The 16092-nt window shown below is 69.8% G+C and carries 14 protein-coding genes and 2 pseudogenes; 4 read left to right on the forward strand and 12 right to left on the reverse strand.

Translation table 11 applies throughout. The features are described 5' to 3' along the window. The first annotated feature begins 53 nt into the window (after nucleotides 1-53). The gene (gene pyk, locus ACFYV5_RS08070) at nucleotides 54-1484 is read left to right on the forward strand and encodes a pyruvate kinase (RefSeq protein WP_355107836.1); all 1431 of its coding nucleotides are present in this window, start codon (nucleotides 54-56) and stop codon (nucleotides 1482-1484) included. A gap of 90 nt (nucleotides 1485-1574) precedes the next feature. Here the strand turns inward: pyk and ACFYV5_RS08075 are convergent, their stop codons facing one another. From ACFYV5_RS08075 to ACFYV5_RS08090, 4 genes are all read right to left on the reverse strand, one after another. After that, nucleotides 1575-2879, reverse strand: a complete 1305-nt coding sequence (locus ACFYV5_RS08075; RefSeq protein ID WP_389165767.1) for a hypothetical protein — start codon at nucleotides 2877-2879, stop codon at nucleotides 1575-1577. Next, nucleotides 2869-3501 (reverse strand): DUF6114 domain-containing protein, encoded by a 633-nt coding sequence (locus ACFYV5_RS08080; RefSeq protein ID WP_355107840.1) that lies wholly within the window; start codon nucleotides 3499-3501, stop codon nucleotides 2869-2871. Before ACFYV5_RS08080 ends, ACFYV5_RS08075 begins: the two co-directional genes overlap by 11 nt. Nucleotides 3502-3636: 135 nt before the next feature. After that, a complete protein-coding gene (locus tag ACFYV5_RS08085; protein ID WP_355107842.1) occupies nucleotides 3637-4275 on the reverse strand; it encodes a DUF6230 family protein in 639 nt (212 codons plus the stop codon). Between the two features lie 572 nt (nucleotides 4276-4847). Next, the gene (locus tag ACFYV5_RS08090) at nucleotides 4848-5822 is read right to left on the reverse strand and encodes a tetratricopeptide repeat protein (RefSeq protein WP_355107844.1); all 975 of its coding nucleotides are present in this window, start codon (nucleotides 5820-5822) and stop codon (nucleotides 4848-4850) included. A gap of 252 nt (nucleotides 5823-6074) precedes the next feature. Between ACFYV5_RS08090 and ACFYV5_RS08095 the strand changes: the two genes are divergently transcribed. Further along, nucleotides 6075-6704, forward strand: coding sequence for a TetR/AcrR family transcriptional regulator (locus ACFYV5_RS08095; protein ID WP_389165773.1), 630 nt, complete (start codon nucleotides 6075-6077; stop codon nucleotides 6702-6704). 69 nt (nucleotides 6705-6773) lie between these two features. Here ACFYV5_RS08095 and ACFYV5_RS08100 read toward each other — a convergent pair whose 3' ends face one another. The 4 genes and pseudogenes from ACFYV5_RS08100 to ACFYV5_RS08115 all read right to left on the reverse strand — a co-directional run. Continuing rightward, a complete protein-coding gene (locus ACFYV5_RS08100) occupies nucleotides 6774-8474 on the reverse strand; it encodes a methylmalonyl-CoA mutase family protein (protein WP_355107848.1) in 1701 nt (566 codons plus the stop codon). A gap of 73 nt (nucleotides 8475-8547) precedes the next feature. Next, nucleotides 8548-8880 (reverse strand): DUF3817 domain-containing protein, encoded by a 333-nt coding sequence (locus ACFYV5_RS08105; protein WP_389165777.1) that lies wholly within the window; start codon nucleotides 8878-8880, stop codon nucleotides 8548-8550. 133 nt (nucleotides 8881-9013) lie between these two features. Continuing rightward, the gene (locus tag ACFYV5_RS08110; RefSeq protein WP_355107852.1) at nucleotides 9014-9523 is read right to left on the reverse strand and encodes a MarR family transcriptional regulator; all 510 of its coding nucleotides are present in this window, start codon (nucleotides 9521-9523) and stop codon (nucleotides 9014-9016) included. A 9-nt stretch (nucleotides 9524-9532) separates the two neighbouring features. Beyond that, a pseudogene (locus tag ACFYV5_RS08115) lies at nucleotides 9533-10017 on the reverse strand (MFS transporter); the annotation flags it as partial. On the opposite strand from ACFYV5_RS08115, the pseudogene ACFYV5_RS08120 reads away from it, so the two are divergent. Further along, nucleotides 9948-10235, forward strand: a pseudogene (locus ACFYV5_RS08120) (ArsR/SmtB family transcription factor); the annotation flags it as partial. The pseudogenes ACFYV5_RS08115 and ACFYV5_RS08120 overlap by 70 nt on opposite strands. A gap of 51 nt (nucleotides 10236-10286) precedes the next feature. Beyond that, nucleotides 10287-11303, forward strand: a complete 1017-nt coding sequence (locus ACFYV5_RS08125) for a glycoside hydrolase family 6 protein (protein ID WP_389165780.1) — start codon at nucleotides 10287-10289, stop codon at nucleotides 11301-11303. A gap of 18 nt (nucleotides 11304-11321) precedes the next feature. On the opposite strand, the gene ACFYV5_RS08130 is transcribed toward ACFYV5_RS08125, so the two are convergent. From ACFYV5_RS08130 to ACFYV5_RS08145, 4 genes are all read right to left on the reverse strand, one after another. Then, complete coding sequence (locus tag ACFYV5_RS08130; protein WP_389165783.1) at nucleotides 11322-13277, reverse strand: galactose oxidase-like domain-containing protein; 1956 nt, start codon at nucleotides 13275-13277, stop codon at nucleotides 11322-11324. Nucleotides 13278-13280: 3 nt separating this feature from the next. Then, nucleotides 13281-15149 carry a glycosyltransferase family 2 protein gene (locus ACFYV5_RS08135; protein ID WP_389165787.1) on the reverse strand — a complete coding sequence of 623 codons (1869 nt, stop codon included), beginning with the start codon at nucleotides 15147-15149 and terminating at the stop codon, nucleotides 13281-13283. A gap of 241 nt (nucleotides 15150-15390) precedes the next feature. Further along, nucleotides 15391-15684, reverse strand: coding sequence for an MTH1187 family thiamine-binding protein (locus tag ACFYV5_RS08140; RefSeq protein ID WP_389165790.1), 294 nt, complete (start codon nucleotides 15682-15684; stop codon nucleotides 15391-15393). Continuing rightward, nucleotides 15681-16028 carry a DUF3817 domain-containing protein gene (locus tag ACFYV5_RS08145; RefSeq protein ID WP_389165793.1) on the reverse strand — a complete coding sequence of 116 codons (348 nt, stop codon included), beginning with the start codon at nucleotides 16026-16028 and terminating at the stop codon, nucleotides 15681-15683. Before ACFYV5_RS08145 ends, ACFYV5_RS08140 begins: the two co-directional genes overlap by 4 nt. Nucleotides 16029-16092 lie beyond the last annotated feature (64 nt).

A 16092-nucleotide genomic window follows, 5' to 3' on the forward strand; every position in this document is an offset into this window, starting at 1 on the left:
CTTTCCACCAGACGGAATATTCCGCAGTGAAACAAACCGATAGGATCCGCCTCATGCGCCGTTCCAAAATCGTCTGCACGCTGGGCCCCGCCGTCGACTCGTATGAGCAGCTGAAGGCTCTCATCGAGGCCGGTATGAACGTGGCCCGATTCAACATGAGCCACGGGACCCAGGCCGAGCACCAGGAGCGGTACGACCGCCTCCGCAGGGCGGTGGCGGACACCGGCCGCGCCGTGGGCGTCCTCGCCGACCTCCAGGGCCCCAAGATCCGTCTGGAGACCTTCGCGGAGGGTCCCGTCGAGCTGGTGCGCGGTGACGAGTTCACCATCACCACCGAGGACGTCCCCGGGGACAAGTCCATCTGCGGCACCACGTACAAGGGTCTGCCGGGCGATGTCTCCAAGGGCGACCAGGTCCTGATCAACGACGGCAACGTCGAGCTGCGGGTCGTCGAGGTCGAGGGCACCCGCGTCAAGACCGTGGTCATCGAGGGCGGTGTCATCTCCGACCACAAGGGCATCAACCTGCCCGGCGCGGCGGTCAACGTCCCGGCCCTGTCCGAGAAGGACGTCGAGGACCTCCGCTTCGCGCTCCGCATGGGCTGCGACATGGTCGCCCTCTCCTTCGTCCGCAACGCCGACGACGTCAAGGACGTCCACAAGGTGATGGACGAGGAGGGCCGCCGGGTCCCCGTCATCGCCAAGGTGGAGAAGCCGCAGGCCGTCGAGAACATGGCGGACGTCGTCGCCGCCTTCGACGCCGTCATGGTGGCCCGCGGTGACCTGGCCGTGGAGTACCCGCTGGAGAAGGTCCCGATGGTGCAGAAGCGCCTCGTGGAGATGTGCCGCCGCAACGCCAAGCCGGTCATCGTCGCCACCCAGATGATGGAGTCGATGATCACCAACTCCCGCCCCACGCGCGCCGAGGCCTCCGACGTGGCCAACGCGATCCTGGACGGCGCGGACGCGGTCATGCTGTCGGCGGAGTCCTCCGTCGGCGCGTACCCGATCGAGACCGTGAAGACGATGTCGAAGATCGTCGTCGCGGCCGAGGAGGAGCTGCTCTCCAAGGGCCTGCAGCCGCTCGTGCCCGGCAAGAAGCCGCGTACGCAGGGCGGTTCGGTCGCCCGCGCGGCCGCCGAGATCGCCGACTTCCTGGGCGGCAAGGCGCTGATCGCCTTCACCCAGTCCGGTGACACCGCCCGCCGTCTCTCGCGCTACCGCGCGCAGCAGCCGATCCTGGCCTTCACGACCGACGAGTCCACCCGCAATCAGCTCACGCTGAGCTGGGGCGTCGAGCCCTTCCTCGCGCCGTTCGTGGAGACGACCGACGCCATGGTCGACCTGGTCGACGCGGAGCTGCTGAAGCTCCAGCGCTACAACGAGGGCGACACCATGGTCATCACGGCCGGCTCGCCCCCCGGTGTCCCGGGCACCACGAACATGGTCCGGGTGCACCACCTCGGTGGCGCCGAGAAGGGCTGACGCCCCCACCCGCCCCTGGCATGACGAGGGCCCCCGTCCGGTTCGGACGGGGGCCCTCGTCGTGTGCGGCTCCCGAAAGGGCTACAGGGGTCAGCTGGGCTCGATCGTGTTGCGCAGGCCCGGGACCGTGAGCGTGCCGCCGAACTGGCCCGCCTGGATGACCTCCACGTCCGTGAAGACCGCGAACGGTACGTCGAGCGGCGGCGGCGTCTCGGGGCTGAAGGTGACCGGGATCAGGCCGAAGAGGTTCCCCTTCAGCCGCTCCGTGTACATGGTCACCGTGCCGTCGGTCATGGTCGACGTCGAGCCCTTGTCGGACCGGACGTGTCCCGTGAAGCCGTCCGAGTGGACGGTGCGCTGGTGCAGGTCCTTGATGTCCACGCCGTCCTTGGCGGTGAACTTCAGGACCTTCTTGATCTTCCCGCTGCCCGTCTTGACCTCGACGATGCCGTGGTACTTGAGGCCCTTCAGCGTGAGCTTCGTGCTGTTGAGGATCCACGGCTCGTCCGGGAGCAGCGGGATGCCCTGCTCCAGCTCCGCCGCCGCCAGCGCCTCCGGGTCTGCCTCGGGGCACGGGAAGCGCGGCTTGGCGCCCTCGGGTATGTCCTCGTCCTTCTTGGCGTCGAGGCCCTTGGCGTCCGCGGGCAGTTCCTCGACCTTGGCGCCGACCTTGCCGGCCGCGTCCTTGATGGCGGACTTGGCGCTGTCCACCGCGGAATCGGCCGGGGTGCCGGTCTTGCCCACGGCCTTGTCCGCCGTGTCCCCCACGTCCGTCCTCGGAGGCGTCGTGGTGGCCGGCTTCTCGCTCGCCGTGGCGGTCGGCGCCGGCACGGTCGTCGACGGCGTGCTCGTGGGCGTGGTGCCGGGCCCGTCGAAGAAGTCCCTGATCTTGTCGCCGACGCCCAGCGGGTCGAGCGGGTTGACGCTCTTGGTCGCGGTGGGCGTCGGAGCGGGGGCCGGGGCCTGCTGGGTGAGGGGACCCTGCTCCGTACCCGCCGTGACCGACGGACTGGCCGTCGGCGCGGGCGACTCCTGCTCCTTGGTGGCCTCCGGCTTCGGCGAGGTGGTCGCGCTCGCACTCGCCGTCGGCTTCGGGCTCTCGGTCGTGGCGGGCTTCGTCGACTCCTCGGTCACCGGCTCGTCCGAGCGGGTCACGCACGGACCGGGTGCGAAGGGGATGTCCTTCTCGTCGGCGAGGGCGAGCTTGGGAGCCATGCCCATGCCCATCAGGACGGCGGTCGGCATGGCCGCCAGGGCCATCGCCTTGCCCGCCGGCCCCTGGAACTTGTTCAGCAGAGACTTGCGCGGAGCCGCGTGCCGCGGACCCCTGCCTGCCAGAGTGGCGCCGTCCCCAGCCGTCGCCGACTGCGGCGACTGTGTTTCGTCACCCCGCACTGTTCCTCCCGCCGTTGGCGTCGATCGTCGTTTCGGTCGCCTGCGCACCGGGACCCGCCTGCGGGTCCGGCTCCTCACCGGCGCGCTGCTCCGGGACCGGCAACGGCTCGACGGCGTCGACGCCTTCGTCGCCTTCCGGGCCCAGCGGCGGACCGTCGTACTTGTACTCGCCCGCGACGGCTCCGGCCGGTTCGGCCGCCTGCTCCGCCGTGTGCTCCGCGGACTCCTCCACCGGGGCACCAGGGGCCCAGGAGACGGAGAGCCCGCCGCCGACGAGGGCGAACAGGAACCCGATGAAGAAGCCACCGAGGTTGGAGACCGGGATGGAGACGAGCGCCAGCACGATCGCCGCGACGCCCGCGAACACCCGGACGATGGGCTGGAACCACATCGTCAGTCCGAGCGTCATCAGCAGGACGCCGATGATCAGTGCTCCGGCACCACCCGTCGTCGCCATGGCGAGCGTCATGTTGCCGAGTCGCAGGTCGGCGTACGGGAAGTAGGCGATCGGTACGCCACCGATCATGGTGAACAGGCCGGCCCAGAACGGTCGGCTGCCCCGCCAGTCGTGGAAACGGCGCTGGTTCGGGACTCCGCGGGAAGCAGTGGACTCGGCGCTCATGGAAAGACAGCTCCCTGGAAGCGGTGTTGCTGAGAAGAAGAGAAAGTGGCGCGATGGCCGGGAACGGGCGGGGCCGTACGGAACGAACGACGGCCCGCGCCCGCCGGGCGGTTGTTGCCGGGTGCCGCCGAGTGACTACTCGGTGAAGCACTCCTTGGTGCCCTTGTGCAGCTTCAGGCTCAGGTTGCTGAGCTTGAACGTTCCGGCGGTGGTCGCCCACGCCTTCTGCTCCACGTTGGTCAGCTTCGCCGTCTTGGCGCGCTGCGAGAAGCCGTACGGGTTCGCCTGGGTGCCGGGCTGGATGCCCGGGTCCTTCAGGGAGCCCGCGGCCACGCCGATGTCGATGTTGCCGAACTCGGCGTCCGCCTTCAGCGAGGAGACATCGAGGTAGATGTCCTTCGCGTAGACCGGCTTCTTCGGGTCGGTACCGGCCCGCAGCTCCAGGGAGACGTTGCCGATGAACGGCACGTCCGGAGTCACGACGGACTGGCACATGTTGCTGATCCACGCCTCGGAGAAGCCCGAGACAGCGACCGGCTCGGCGAACGGCTTGCCGTGCAGGTCCTTGCCCGCCGCGACACTGCCGTACTGGACGAAGTCCTTACCGACAAGACTGTCGGCCTTCACCTTGAACTCCTGGCCGGAGATGCTGAAGGACGCGGCAAGCGCGCCCTGGGCCAGGCCGACACCGATCGCGGCCGTCGCGGCCACACTCGGCACCATGACAACGGCGAACCGCTTCCATCTTGTCCCGCCACGAACCTGGGACTTCATGAGAATCCTCCTTCTCGGACGTACATCTCCGGATGGGCCCAGGGCCCTTCCTGGGATGGGAGAAGTGCTACGTCCTCGGGAAGGAGCGCCGAACACCGGGCGCGAGGCGCGTCCGATCCACCGGCGATCACCCCCGAGCGACAACCACTGGCCACGCCTTGCGCGCAACCTGCTTGGACAGGCCCTGCCGGTGAAAGCAGGAACCCCCCTGTCCACGGCCGGCGCCACTGCCGCCGGCCCGCTCGGTGGGGACCCTCGCCGCGAACCCGGTTGGTTGCCGGGCTGGTGCGGTATCGGACCGAGCGTCGCCGATCGTGGTCCATTCCGGGCCGGGGCACAAGGGGCTCGTTACTGACTAGTAACGGGTGGATAACCACGCCACGACAGGGCGATGTCACCCGGCCACACAGGGTGCCGTCGAGCAAGGCGACATAGGAGGATGAGTGCGGTGAAATCCGGACAGAAATCCGGGTTCGATTTACTGCAAGTAACAGCGGCCGCGATTACCAAGTTTTGGTAAAGCGCGGCCGCGTTTTGTCACTGTGTCGCCAAATCGGCGTGGTTCGGAGGGCCTAGAACAGCACGCGTGCGAGGGCCTGACGGGCCGCCGTGACCCGCGGGTCCTCGGGGCCGATGACCTCGAAAAGCTCCAGGAGCCGCAGCCGTGCCGCGTCCCGGTCCTCGCCGGCCGTACGCCGCACGGCGTCCACGAGCCGGCCGAAGGCGTCCTCGACGTGACCGCCCACGAGATCGAGATCCGCGGCCGCGATCTGCGCGGTGACGTCGGCCGGGTCGTCGGCCGCGCTCTTGCGCACCGCCTGCGGGTCCATGTCCTGCACCCGGGCGAGCAGCTCGGCCTGGGCCAGGCCCAGCTTGGCCTCCGGGTGGCCGGGGTCGTCGGCGAGCACGTTCTTGTACGCCTGGACGGCGCCGGCCAGGTCGCCGGCGTCCAGCGCCGACATGGCCGCCTCGAGCAGAGCGTCGTACGGGCCGGCCGGCATCGGGGCCGGGGCTGCCGCGCCGGAGGCGTCGGCCTCCGTGTCCACGGCGATGCCCGTGAGGCCGAAGCGCTCCTCGCCGACCTGGATCAGCTGGTCCAGGGTCTGGCGGATCTGGGCCTCGGGCGCCGCGCCCTGGAAGAGCGGCAGCGCCTGGCCGGCGACCACCGCGAAAACGGCCGGAATTCCCTGGATGCCGAACTGCTGCATCAGCATCTGGTTGGCGTCGACGTCGATCTTCGCGAGCAGGAAGCGGCCGTTGTACTCGACGGCCAGCCGCTCGAGGAGGGGGCCGAGCTGCTTGCACGGCTCGCACCACTCGGCCCAGAAGTCGATGACGACCGGAACCTCGGCGGAGCGCTGCAGGACATCGCGCTCGAAGCCGGCCTCGTCGACATCGATCACCAGGGCAGAGGGGGAGACCGCCGTCACCCCACCCTGCCGGGCGGCCTCGGCACGCGCCTGCTCCGCCTTCGCCTTGGCCTCTCCGGCCGCCTTCACCGCGGCGAGGTCGACGACGCCGCTCATGGACATGTTTCTGGGCTGCATGAGTACATCCTCCCCCTTCCGCGCGCGTGACCGGTACGTCATGGCTGAACCGCACCCCGAAGCGCACGGTTCGTGTTCTGTGTGCGCCGGGTCCCCACCTGGCGCGTGTGGTTGTCGCTCGGGCCGATCAAGCCTTTCGCTACGGGTCGTAGCGTAACTCCCCCACCCGGCTCGCGGACAGATCCCTCCGGTGAACTGGCTCACATCACACGCCTCTGGCGCAATACCTACCGGCGGGTATGGTCGATGCCCATGTGTAGCCGTACCAGTTCCCCCAGCCGTACCGGGCGCCCCCGAAGCGTCGCGGCCGATGCCGCGATCCTTGAGGCGACCCGTGCCGCCCTGGTCGAACTGGGCTGGTCCAAGCTGACGATGGGCGACGTCGCCGGCCGGGCCGGGGTCGCCAAGACCACCCTCTACCGACGCTGGGCGAGCAAGAACGAACTGGTCGTGGACGCCGTCGCCGTCCTCTTCGACGAACTCGAACTCCCCGACCTCGGTTCCCTCCAGGCCGATATCGAGCATGTGGTGCTGCAGTTCGCCGCGCTGCTCCAGCGGCCGGAGACGAAGACGGCCCTGATGGCGGTGGTGGCGGAGTCCACCCGCGACGAGCCGCTGCGCGAGCGCATCCGCGGCTCCATCGTCGACCGGCAGAAGCGGCTGGTCCTGGAGGGTCGCCAGCGCGCCCAGGAGCGCGGCGAACTGCCCGCCGACCGGGACCCGGCGTCGATCGACGACACCGACGACCTGATCTTCGACGTCATCGCGGGCGCGGTGGTCCATCGGGCCCTGGTGAGCGCGGAACCCGTCGACGAGGCGTGGGTGCGGCGGTTCACCGCCCTGCTGCTCGGTGGTCTCGGCGCGGCGGCGGCCCGGACCTGAACACGGAGAGGGCGGCACCGGATGTCCGGTGCCGCCCTCTCGCGTGACATCGCCCGAGGCGGCGTGCGGCTAGAAGCCCGGGGGCTCCGTGTAGACGCCCCACTCCTCACGGAGCACGTCGCAGATCTCGCCGAGCGTGGCCTCCGCCCGTACCGCGTCGAGCATCGGACCGATCATGTTCGAGCCGTCCCGGGCCGCCGCCAGCATCGAGTCCAGGGCGGCGCGGACCCGGGCGTCGTCGCGGTGGGCCTTGCGCTCGCCGAGCGCGCGGACCTGCTCCCGCTCGACCTCGTGGCTGACGCGGAGGATCTCCAGGTCGCCGGTGACCGAGCCGTGGTGGCAGTTGACGCCGACGACCCGCTTGTCCCCCTTCTCCAGGGACTGCTGGTACTGGAAGGCGGACTCGGCGATCTCGCCGGTGAACCAGCCGTCCTCGATGCCACGCAGGATGCCGGAGGTGATCGGACCGATCGGGTGCTGCCCGTCCGGGTGGGCGCGGCGGCCGCGCTCCTTGATCTGGTCGAAGATCTTCTCGGCGTCGGCCTCGATGCGGTCGGTGAGCTGCTCGACGTACCAGGAACCGCCCAGCGGGTCGGCCACGTTGGCCACACCCGTCTCCTCCATCAGCACCTGCTGCGTGCGCAGCGCGATCTCGGCGGCCTGCTCGCTGGGGAGCGCGAGGGTCTCGTCGAGCGCGTTGGTGTGCAGCGAGTTGGTGCCGCCGAGGACCGCGGAGAGCGCCTCGACCGCGGTCCGTACGACGTTGTTGTACGGCTGCTGGGCGGTGAGGGAGACACCGGCGGTCTGGGTGTGGAAGCGGAGCCACTGGGCCTTGTCGGTCTTCGCTCCGTAGACCTCCTTCATCCAGCGCGCCCAGATCCGGCGGGCCGCGCGGAACTTGGCGATCTCCTCGAAGAAGTCGAGGTGGGCGTCGAAGAAGAAGGAGAGGCCGGGCGCGAAGAGGTCGACGTCCAGGCCGCGGGAGAGGCCGAGCTCGACGTATCCGAAGCCGTCGGCGAGGGTGTACGCGAGCTCCTGCGCGGCCGTCGCCCCGGCCTCGCGGATGTGGTAGCCGGAGACGGAGAGCGGCTTGTACGCGGGGATGCCCTGCGCGCAGTGCTCCATCAGGTCGCCGATGAGGCGCAGGTGCGGCTCGGGCTGGAAGAGCCACTCCTTCTGCGCGATGTACTCCTTGAAGATGTCGGTCTGGAGCGTGCCGTTGAGGACGCCCGGGTCGACACCCTGGCGCTCGGCGGCGACCAGGTACATGCAGAAGACCGGGACGGCCGGGCCGGAGATCGTCATCGACGTCGTCACATCGCCGAGCGGGATGTCCTTGAAGAGGACCTCCATGTCGGCGGCGGAGTCGATGGCGACACCGCAGTGGCCGACCTCACCGAGCGAGCGCGGGTCGTCGGAGTCGCGGCCCATGAGGGTGGGCATGTCGAAGGCGACCGAGAGCCCGCCACCGCCGGCGGCCAGGATCATCTTGTACCGCTCGTTGGTCTGCTCGGCGTTGCCGAAGCCGGCGAACTGGCGGATGGTCCAGGTCCGGCCGCGGTAGCCGGTCGGGTGCAGGCCCCGAGTGAAGGGGTACTCCCCGGGCCAGCCGATGCGCTCGAAGCCCTCGTAGGTGTCCCCGGGCCGGGGCCCGTAGACCGGCTCGACCGGGTCCCCGGAGAGCGTGGTGAAGTCGGCGTCGCGCTTGCGGGCCTTGTCGTAGCGGGCCTGCCAGCGTCGGCGGCCTTCCTCGATCGCGTCAGCGTCCATACCTTCGAATTTACTAGGACGTCCTAGTAAATGTCGATGGCAAACCCCCGCACGGATCGCGCGGGGGTTCGGATCAGACCTGGGCTGGGGCCGGCTGCGCGCCGCTGACCAGCGGAAGTGTCTCGCGAGTGACCTTACGCTCGACGAAGAAGGCGACGAAAGGAATCGTCCCGCTCAGCAAGATCCACAGGAGCCGGCCGAAGGGCCACTTCGCCTTGGAGCCCAGATCGAAGGCGAAGACGAGATAGATGATGTACAGGACGCCATGAGTCTGGGAGACCGCGAAGGTCAGGTCCTCGCCGGTGTCGAAGCCGTACTTGGCGACCATGCATGCACAGAGAATGAGGAGCATGACCGCGGTCACGTACGCCATGACGCGGTAGCGGGTCAGCACGCTGGATTTCATGGCTACGAGCGTAACCGCCCGAAAAATCCCCGCTGACGCGGGGAGCGACTCCTGTGCGTGCTGCTGTCCGGCACCATTCCCGGATCATCCCCGCGGCGACGGGGACCACAGCGCGCTGGGCCCGTCTCCGAGCCTAGCCCTCCTCGAAGTCCTCCGCCGCGACCCTCAGCGGGCGCAGCATCGCGAAGATCTCCGCGCACTCCTCGGCGTCGTAGACCCCGAGCCCGAAGTCCATCGCCATGAGGTCACGGGTGGCCGCCTCGACCACCTCGCGGCCCTTCTCGGTGATGGAGGCGAGGGTTCCGCGGCCGTCGTTGGGGTTGGGCCGCTTGGCGACCAGGCCGGACCTCACCAGACGGTCCACCGTGTTCGTCACGGACGTGGGGTGGACCATCAGCCGCTCGCCGATCTTGGACATCGGCAGCTCACCGGCCTTGGAGAAGGTGAGCAGCACCAGCGCCTCGTAGCGCGCGAAGGTCAGCCCGTACGGCTTGACCACGGCGTCGACCTCCGCGAGGAGGATCTGGTGGGCCCGCATGATCGAGGTGATCGCGGCCATCGAGGGGACGGGCCCCCAGCGGTTCTGCCAGAGCTCGTCGGCGCGGGCGATGGGGTCGAACGGGAGACTGAGCGGCTTCGGCACGCGTCGACCTTACCCACTGGTCACATGCTGGTCAGCCCCGTCTCGTACTTCGGTCGCGCTTCGGTCGCACGGACCTCGACGACGAGCGCGAGGACACAGACGGTGCCGAGCACTCCCGCGCCGACGACCACGAGGTGGACCGGCACGAACTCGGCGGCGAGACCGGCCCCGGCCATACCGACGCCCTGGATCGTCATCATGCCCGCGGTCATCAGGGTCATGGCCCGGCCGCGCTGTTCCTCGGGGACGGCGGCGACGAACCAGACGTCGAGGCCGAGGGTGTACGCACCGGTGGCGCCGGCCAGGAGCAGGGCGACGGCGGCGAGGGCGACGCCGGGCTCGACGGCGTAGAGGAGGAAGGGCAGCAGTCCCACGGTCACGAGCGGGACGACGATCCGCTCCCGCGCCCGGGCACCGAGGCCGGCGAGGAGCTCACCCGCGATGGTGCCGACGGGCATCGCGCACATCAGCAGGCCGAGGGCGGCGGTGGAGGCACGACGGTGAGCTGTGCGCGCTGGACGAGCCGGCCGGGACGACCGTGCTCGCGCGCCGGCTCGGGCTCGCCCCCTCCTCCGTGTCGGCGCATCTGTCCGTCCTGAGGGAGGCCGGGCTGCTGACCTCCCGCCGCTACGGGCATCAGGTGCTCTACGAGCGCACTCCCATCGGCATCGCACTGGCGGCGGACGCGGTGTCGCAGCCTGTCACGGACTGACCGGTATGTGAGGATGACCCGGTCTGTCCCACACCCGACCCCGGGGGCTGGATGTCACGCCGCACCCTCTCCGTCACCCTGGCTCTGGCCTGTGCCTTCCTCCTCGCCGGATGCGGCGGTACGGACGGTCCCGCCCGGTCCCCGACCGGCCCGCCCTCCGACCGCGGCACGTCCGCCGCCCCGACCGGCGGCTCCCCCTTCTGGGTCGACCCGGACAGCGACGCGGCCCGTCAGGTGCGGAAGTACGAGGCGGAGGGCCGGACCGAGGACGCGCGGCTCCTCAAGCGGATCGCCGACCGGCCGGTCGCCGGCTGGCCCTCCGGCGACGATCCCGCACCGGACATCCGCGAGGCCGTGCGCGGGGCCGCGGCCGACAGGCGGACCGTCGTGCTCGTCGCGTACAACATCCCGCACCGCGACTGCGGGTTGTACTCGGCGGGCGGCTCGAAGGACGGGCAGGCGTACCGGGCCTGGGTCGACTCCTTCGCCTCCGCCATCGGAGACGCGCCCGCGATCGTGGTCCTGGAGCCGGACGCCGTGCCGCACGTCCTGGACGGCTGCACGCCCCCCCAGTACCACGCCGAGCGTTACCAGTTGCTCTCCGAGGCGGTCGACCGGCTGAAGCGGCAGCCGCACACCCGGGTCTACCTGGACGCGGGCAACCCGGCGTGGATCAAGGATCCGGGCAAGCTGGTGGAACCCCTCCGGTGGGCCGGCGTCGCCCGGGCCGACGGTTTCTCGCTCAACGTCGCCAACTTCCAGACCGACGACACCGTGAAGGGCTTCGGCACCCGGCTCTCCAGGATGCTCGGCGGAGCCCACTTCATCGTGGACACCAGCCGCAACGGCGACGGCCCCTTCCCGGGGAACGGGGAGGAGACCTGGTGCAACCCACCGGGCCGGGCGCTCGGCGTGCCCCCGACCGACCGGACCGGCGACGAACTGATCGACGCCTACCTGTGGATCAAGCGCCCCGGCGACTCGGACGGCCCCTGCCGTGGCGGCCCGGCCGCCGGCACGTGGTGGCCGGAGTACGCCCTGGGCCTGGCGCGCCGGGCGAAGGCCTGACGCTCACCGGCGTAGCGCTCACCGCACCTGGATCCACTTCGCCTCGGACGGGGTGCCGTCCTCGTCCGTCACGAAGAGCATGTACCAGCCCGGCGGAACCAGCGTCCGGTCGAGAGGGACCTCCACCGTCACCGCGTCCTTGGCCTTCGTCAGGCCCAGCGCCACCGAGCGCTGTTCGACGTCCGTCGTGTGGGTGACGGCGCTCGGCCGCATGAGCCGCGCCTTGGCGATCCTGGCCGCGTCCTTCGTCCTGATCGTGACGCGGCCGTTCTGATCGAGCTCCTGCGGCCCCTCCCCCAGGACGGGACGGTTGGCGCCGCCCCGGTGCAACGCGGGCGGGGTGAAGATCTCGATCCGCTGCTCGAACGTGCCGAGCTTGGTGTTGGCCTTGTCGGCGTAGAGCGGGTCGGAGCCGAAGGTGGCGACCCGGCCGTCGGGGAGCAGGAGCGCCTCGGAGTGGTAGTTGCGGCCGACCGTCGGATCGGCGGCCGCGGTGAAGGCGTTGGCCTGGGGGTCGTACACCTGGGATGTGAGGATGTCGCTCCCGCCGCTGCCCCGGTACTGCTCGGAGCCGCCGGTGGTGAAGACGGTGTCGTCCGGCAGGAGCACGCTGCTGAGGTAGCGGGTGCCCTGCGGAAGCGCGGGTCCGTCCCTGAAGACCGGGTTCTCCTGGGACAGGTCGATGACGGAGGTACGGGCGGTGGACTTCGGGGACTCGCCCACGCCGCCGCCGCCCAGCACCATGACCTTCTGGTTCTGGACGGGCGGCAGCATCAGGGAGGCGGAGGTCTCCAGCTGGTCGGGGTCGGTCAGGCCGCCGAGCTTGGTGAAGGAGTTCTTCTCCAGGTCCCACAGGCCCGGTTCGCGGCCCTTCTCGGCGGGCCCGTACCCCGCGTTGGAGCCGGTGTAGAGCAGCTTGCCGCCCTTGGTGAGGAAGAGGGCCGGGTAGGTGGGGAAGTAGCGGAAGGGGCCCTGGGACCACGTCTTGGTCGCGGGGTCGTAGATCTCGTTGTCGCCGGGGACGACGTCGCCGACGTCGTTGAGCCCGGAGACCGCCAGCACCCTGCCGTCCTGGAGGGTGACGAGCGTGGGGTACCAGCGGGCGTCCTTCATCGGGGCGACCGGGATGTACTTCTCCGCCTTGGGGTCGAACTCGTACGCCCCCTTGATGCCCTGGAAGTCCTGCTTCTCGGTGGTGAGCCGCTGGGCCAGACCGTAGACGTTGTCGGCGTCGTCGCCCTTGAGGCCGACCACCTCGTACTGCGCGGCCTCGGTGGTGAGCCCCCGCGCGCCCTCCTCCTTCGCCTCGACGAAGACCCGCGCCTCGGCGGCGGTGACCTTGGTCTGCCAGGGCTTCATCTGGCCGCTCTTGAAGTACGAGATCTCGAAGTCGCGCTTGGCCTTGGGAACCGTGACGTCGGACGTGGTGACGTACTCGATGCCCGAGGGTGAGCGGAAGACGGTGCCCTTCTTGAGGGTGATCGCCTTGTCGGGGCTCTCGTTCTTGACGCGCATCCCGCCGCCGGCGCGCTTGACCTCGCCGTCGAGGATCTCGTAGCGGGCGGTGCCGCCGGCGACCAGGAGGCGGCCGTCGGCCAGCTGGGTGTGGCCGGAGCAGAAGAAGTCCTCGGGGGTGGGGATCTTCTTGAACGTGTTCTTCTTCGGGTCCCACAGGACGGTGTCGAAGGTGCCGGAGTCGAACTTCTTCTGGTCGTTGCCCGAGCCGGCGATGAGCAGCACCTTGCCGGTGTGCAGCAGCGCCGCGTGGATGGCGTTCACGCTGTACCCGGGCGGTACGTCGACCGGGGCCCAGGAGCCGAACTTCCGCTTGTACTCGGGCTGGGCGATCTTGTAGGCGTGGTACTTCTCCCCGACGAAGGAGACGGCCGCGGGGGCGTTGAGGGCGGCGAGGACCACGACGGCGCCGCTGCCGAGCAGCGTCTTCTTGAGCTTCTTCGACGGCCGACGGGTCATGTCTCAGTTCCCTCCGGTGGTCGTGGGCGCCGGGGTGGTGGCGGGCCCGGGGGCGCTGGGCGCGGCGGTGGTGGTCTTGGTGACCAGGGCAGCGGCCTCGGGCTCGGGGGTTCCGACGCCGCCCCGGGCGTCGGCGCGGCCACGGGCGCGGGTCCGCGCGCGGAGCCGGGCACGGACCCGGGCGCGGGCGGTCTGGCGGCCGCGGTCCTGGGCGGTCGTCCAGGCCCAGACGACGACCGGCGAGAGGGCGATGACCAGTGCCAGTACGGCCCAGGTGCGCATGGCCGCGTGCGTGTGCCGGAAGTACACGGAGGCGAGCAGCGAGGTGAGCAGCACCGCCGCCCAGGAGAGATGGATCCGGAAGGTGGCGATCCGGTCGGGGCTGGCCTCGCCGCCCTTGGGGGTGACGACGAAGCGGCCACGGGTACGCAGCACCGCCGAGCCGAGGGACTTCAGGTAGATCGGGGCGGAGAGCGCGGACATCGCCATGCCGGCGAGACCGCCGGAGCCCTCGGGCTCGTGGGGCGAGACGTTGTGCCGCCGGTTCCAGAGGTAGAGGCCGATCTGCAGGGCCACCGCGTCGCTGTAGATCATCAGCCAGACCGAGGAGGACACCTGCGTTCCCGACGCTCCGAACCAGAGGAAGAGGACGCAGCTGAGGATGCCCAGGAACCAGTTGATCGCCGTCATCGGGTAGTACACGAGCATCAGCGTGTAGTTGAGGAAGCGGCCGGGCGGGACCCTGAAGGGGGTCTTCCAGAACTGCTTGATCAGCGTCTCGTACGTGCCCCGGGACCAGCGCAGCTGCTGGGTGAAGAAGTCGGTCCAGGAGGCGGGCCCCTCGCCGACGGCGAGCACGTCGGGGGTGTAGACGGAGCGCCAGAAGTGGCCGGTGCGCGGGTTCCTGGTGCGGTGCAGCTCGAAGCCGGTGGCCATGTCCTCGGTGATCGAGTCGTAGAGTCCGCCGACCTGCTTGAGGGCGGACACCCGTACGGCGTTGTTGGTGCCGACGAACATGGGCGCGTGGTAGCGGTTGCCGGCCCGCTGGATCAGCGCGTGGAAGAGGAACTGCTGTGACTCGGCGGCCTTGGTGACGGGACGGTCGTAGTTGCCGTACACCTGCGGGCCGACGACGAAGGCGACGTCCGGGTCGCGGAAGAAGCCGAGCATCCGCTCCAGGAAGTTCGGCAGGGGTACGTGGTCGGTGTCGACGGAGGCGAAGACGTCGTACGCGTCTCCGTGCATCGCGAGCCAGGCGTTGTAGTTGCCGTGCTTGGTCCTCGCCTTGTGGACGCCCTTCTCGCGGTTCCACGCGGGGACCCCGGCCCGGGTGAAGTGCCTGACGCCCAGCTCGGCGCAGAGGGCCTTGGCCCGCTCGTCGTCGCCCTCGTCCAGGAGCCAGACGTCCAGCGGCCCGTCGTGCCGGAGCCGTACCGCCCCCTCCAGGGTGGCGCGGAGCATGGTGAGCGGTTCCTTGCCCGGCACGTACGTGGTGAGGAAGGCGACGCGGGTGCCCTTCTCCGGATACACGGGTATCGGGTCGCGGGCGACCATGGTGGCGTGGGCGATCGAGGTGACGTTCACCAGCATGAAGAAGCAGATGAGCCCGATCGACACGAGCATCACGGTGTCGAACCTGATGAGCCATCGGTCACCGCCCTCGCGGACGGTCCAGTGGCTGGGCCAGACGAGGTACGCGAGCAGCACCGCGGAGAGCACGGGCGCGAGGCCCATGAGGAGGACGGCCCGTATTCGATGCGGCTCCTTCGCGAGCAGGCTTCGGTACTGCACCGTGTAGGCCGCGGTGTCCGGCTCGGTGAGCGGACCGGCGAGTCGGCTGTAGGTGTCGTAGTCGTAGCCTCTCGGCCCCACGGTGCCTCCAGCTGTCGTCGAACGAGTCGATAACCACACGAAAGTGGACAAGCTGTGGCGTGTCGACTGGATTCGGCCGAGCGGGGGGTTTTGCGGCGTACGCCCGACCAGGTGACGGCGTACGGCCGTTCGGGGGGCTCTCGGAAGGACGGGCGGGAACAAGGACGGCTGCGAACGACGAAGCCCCCCGGCCGTCGGGCCAGGGGGCTTCCTGCGGATGGTTCGGCCGGGTGGATCCGGCTCAGGCGGAGAGGTGGCGCTCCACCGTGGCGACCTTCGAGGTCAGCCCGTCGGTCACGCCGGGCCGGACGTCGGCCTTCAGGACGAGCGAGACCCGCGGGGCGCGTGCCTCCACGGCGGCGACGGCGCGCTTGACGACGTCCATCACCTCATCCCAGTCACCTTCGATCGAGGTGAACATCGCGTCGGTGCGGTTCGGCAGCCCCGACTCCCGTACGACCCGGACGGCGTCGGCGACGTACTCGCCGACCTCCTCGCCGACACCGAGCGGGGTGACCGAGAAGGCGACGATCACGCGTTCACCGTGCCCTCGGCGCGGGCGGCGGTGGCTGCGTCGATGACGTTCTGGGCCTCGCGCTTGAGCTTGCGCTCGGCGAAGAAGCCGCCGAGGGGCAGCACGGAGAGCACGAAGTAGAGCGCGGCCGTCTTGAGGTTCCACTTGGTGCGGTTCCAGGCGTCCAGCCAGAAGAGCACGTAGAGGATGAAGAGGACGCCGTGGACCGCTCCCATGACCGGGACCGCGTTGAAGTCGGTCGTGCGCTTGAGCACCGAGCACACCAGCAGCAGCAGGAAGGACACGGCCTCGGGGGCGGAGACGAGCCGGAGTCGCTGGAGGGAGGAGGCGGTCTTGATGTCCACGGGGGGTCACCTTCGGTGGGAGGGGCCGAGTGATCTTGTGAATGGATGCACAAGCGCGACCCAT

The sequence above is a fragment of the Streptomyces sp. NPDC003035 genome (assembly GCF_042888285.1).
Taxonomy (GTDB): domain Bacteria; phylum Actinomycetota; class Actinomycetes; order Streptomycetales; family Streptomycetaceae; genus Streptomyces.

Coding starts and splice junctions, on each gene's coding strand:
- ACFYV5_RS08105 (WP_389165777.1), bottom strand. CDS start 8,880: ATGAAATCCAGCGTGCTGACCCGCTACCGCGTCATGGCGTACGTGACC.
- ACFYV5_RS08095 (WP_389165773.1), top strand. CDS start 6,075: ATGTGTAGCCGTACCAGTTCCCCCAGCCGTACCGGGCGCCCCCGAAGC.
- ACFYV5_RS08080 (WP_355107840.1), bottom strand. CDS start 3,501: ATGAGCGCCGAGTCCACTGCTTCCCGCGGAGTCCCGAACCAGCGCCGT.
- ACFYV5_RS08090 (WP_355107844.1), bottom strand. CDS start 5,822: ATGCAGCCCAGAAACATGTCCATGAGCGGCGTCGTCGACCTCGCCGCG.
- pyk (WP_355107836.1), top strand. CDS start 54: ATGCGCCGTTCCAAAATCGTCTGCACGCTGGGCCCCGCCGTCGACTCG.
- ACFYV5_RS08085 (WP_355107842.1), bottom strand. CDS start 4,275: ATGAAGTCCCAGGTTCGTGGCGGGACAAGATGGAAGCGGTTCGCCGTT.
- ACFYV5_RS08125 (WP_389165780.1), top strand. CDS start 10,287: ATGTCACGCCGCACCCTCTCCGTCACCCTGGCTCTGGCCTGTGCCTTC.
- ACFYV5_RS08130 (WP_389165783.1), bottom strand. CDS start 13,277: ATGACCCGTCGGCCGTCGAAGAAGCTCAAGAAGACGCTGCTCGGCAGC.
- ACFYV5_RS08100 (WP_355107848.1), bottom strand. CDS start 8,474: ATGGACGCTGACGCGATCGAGGAAGGCCGCCGACGCTGGCAGGCCCGC.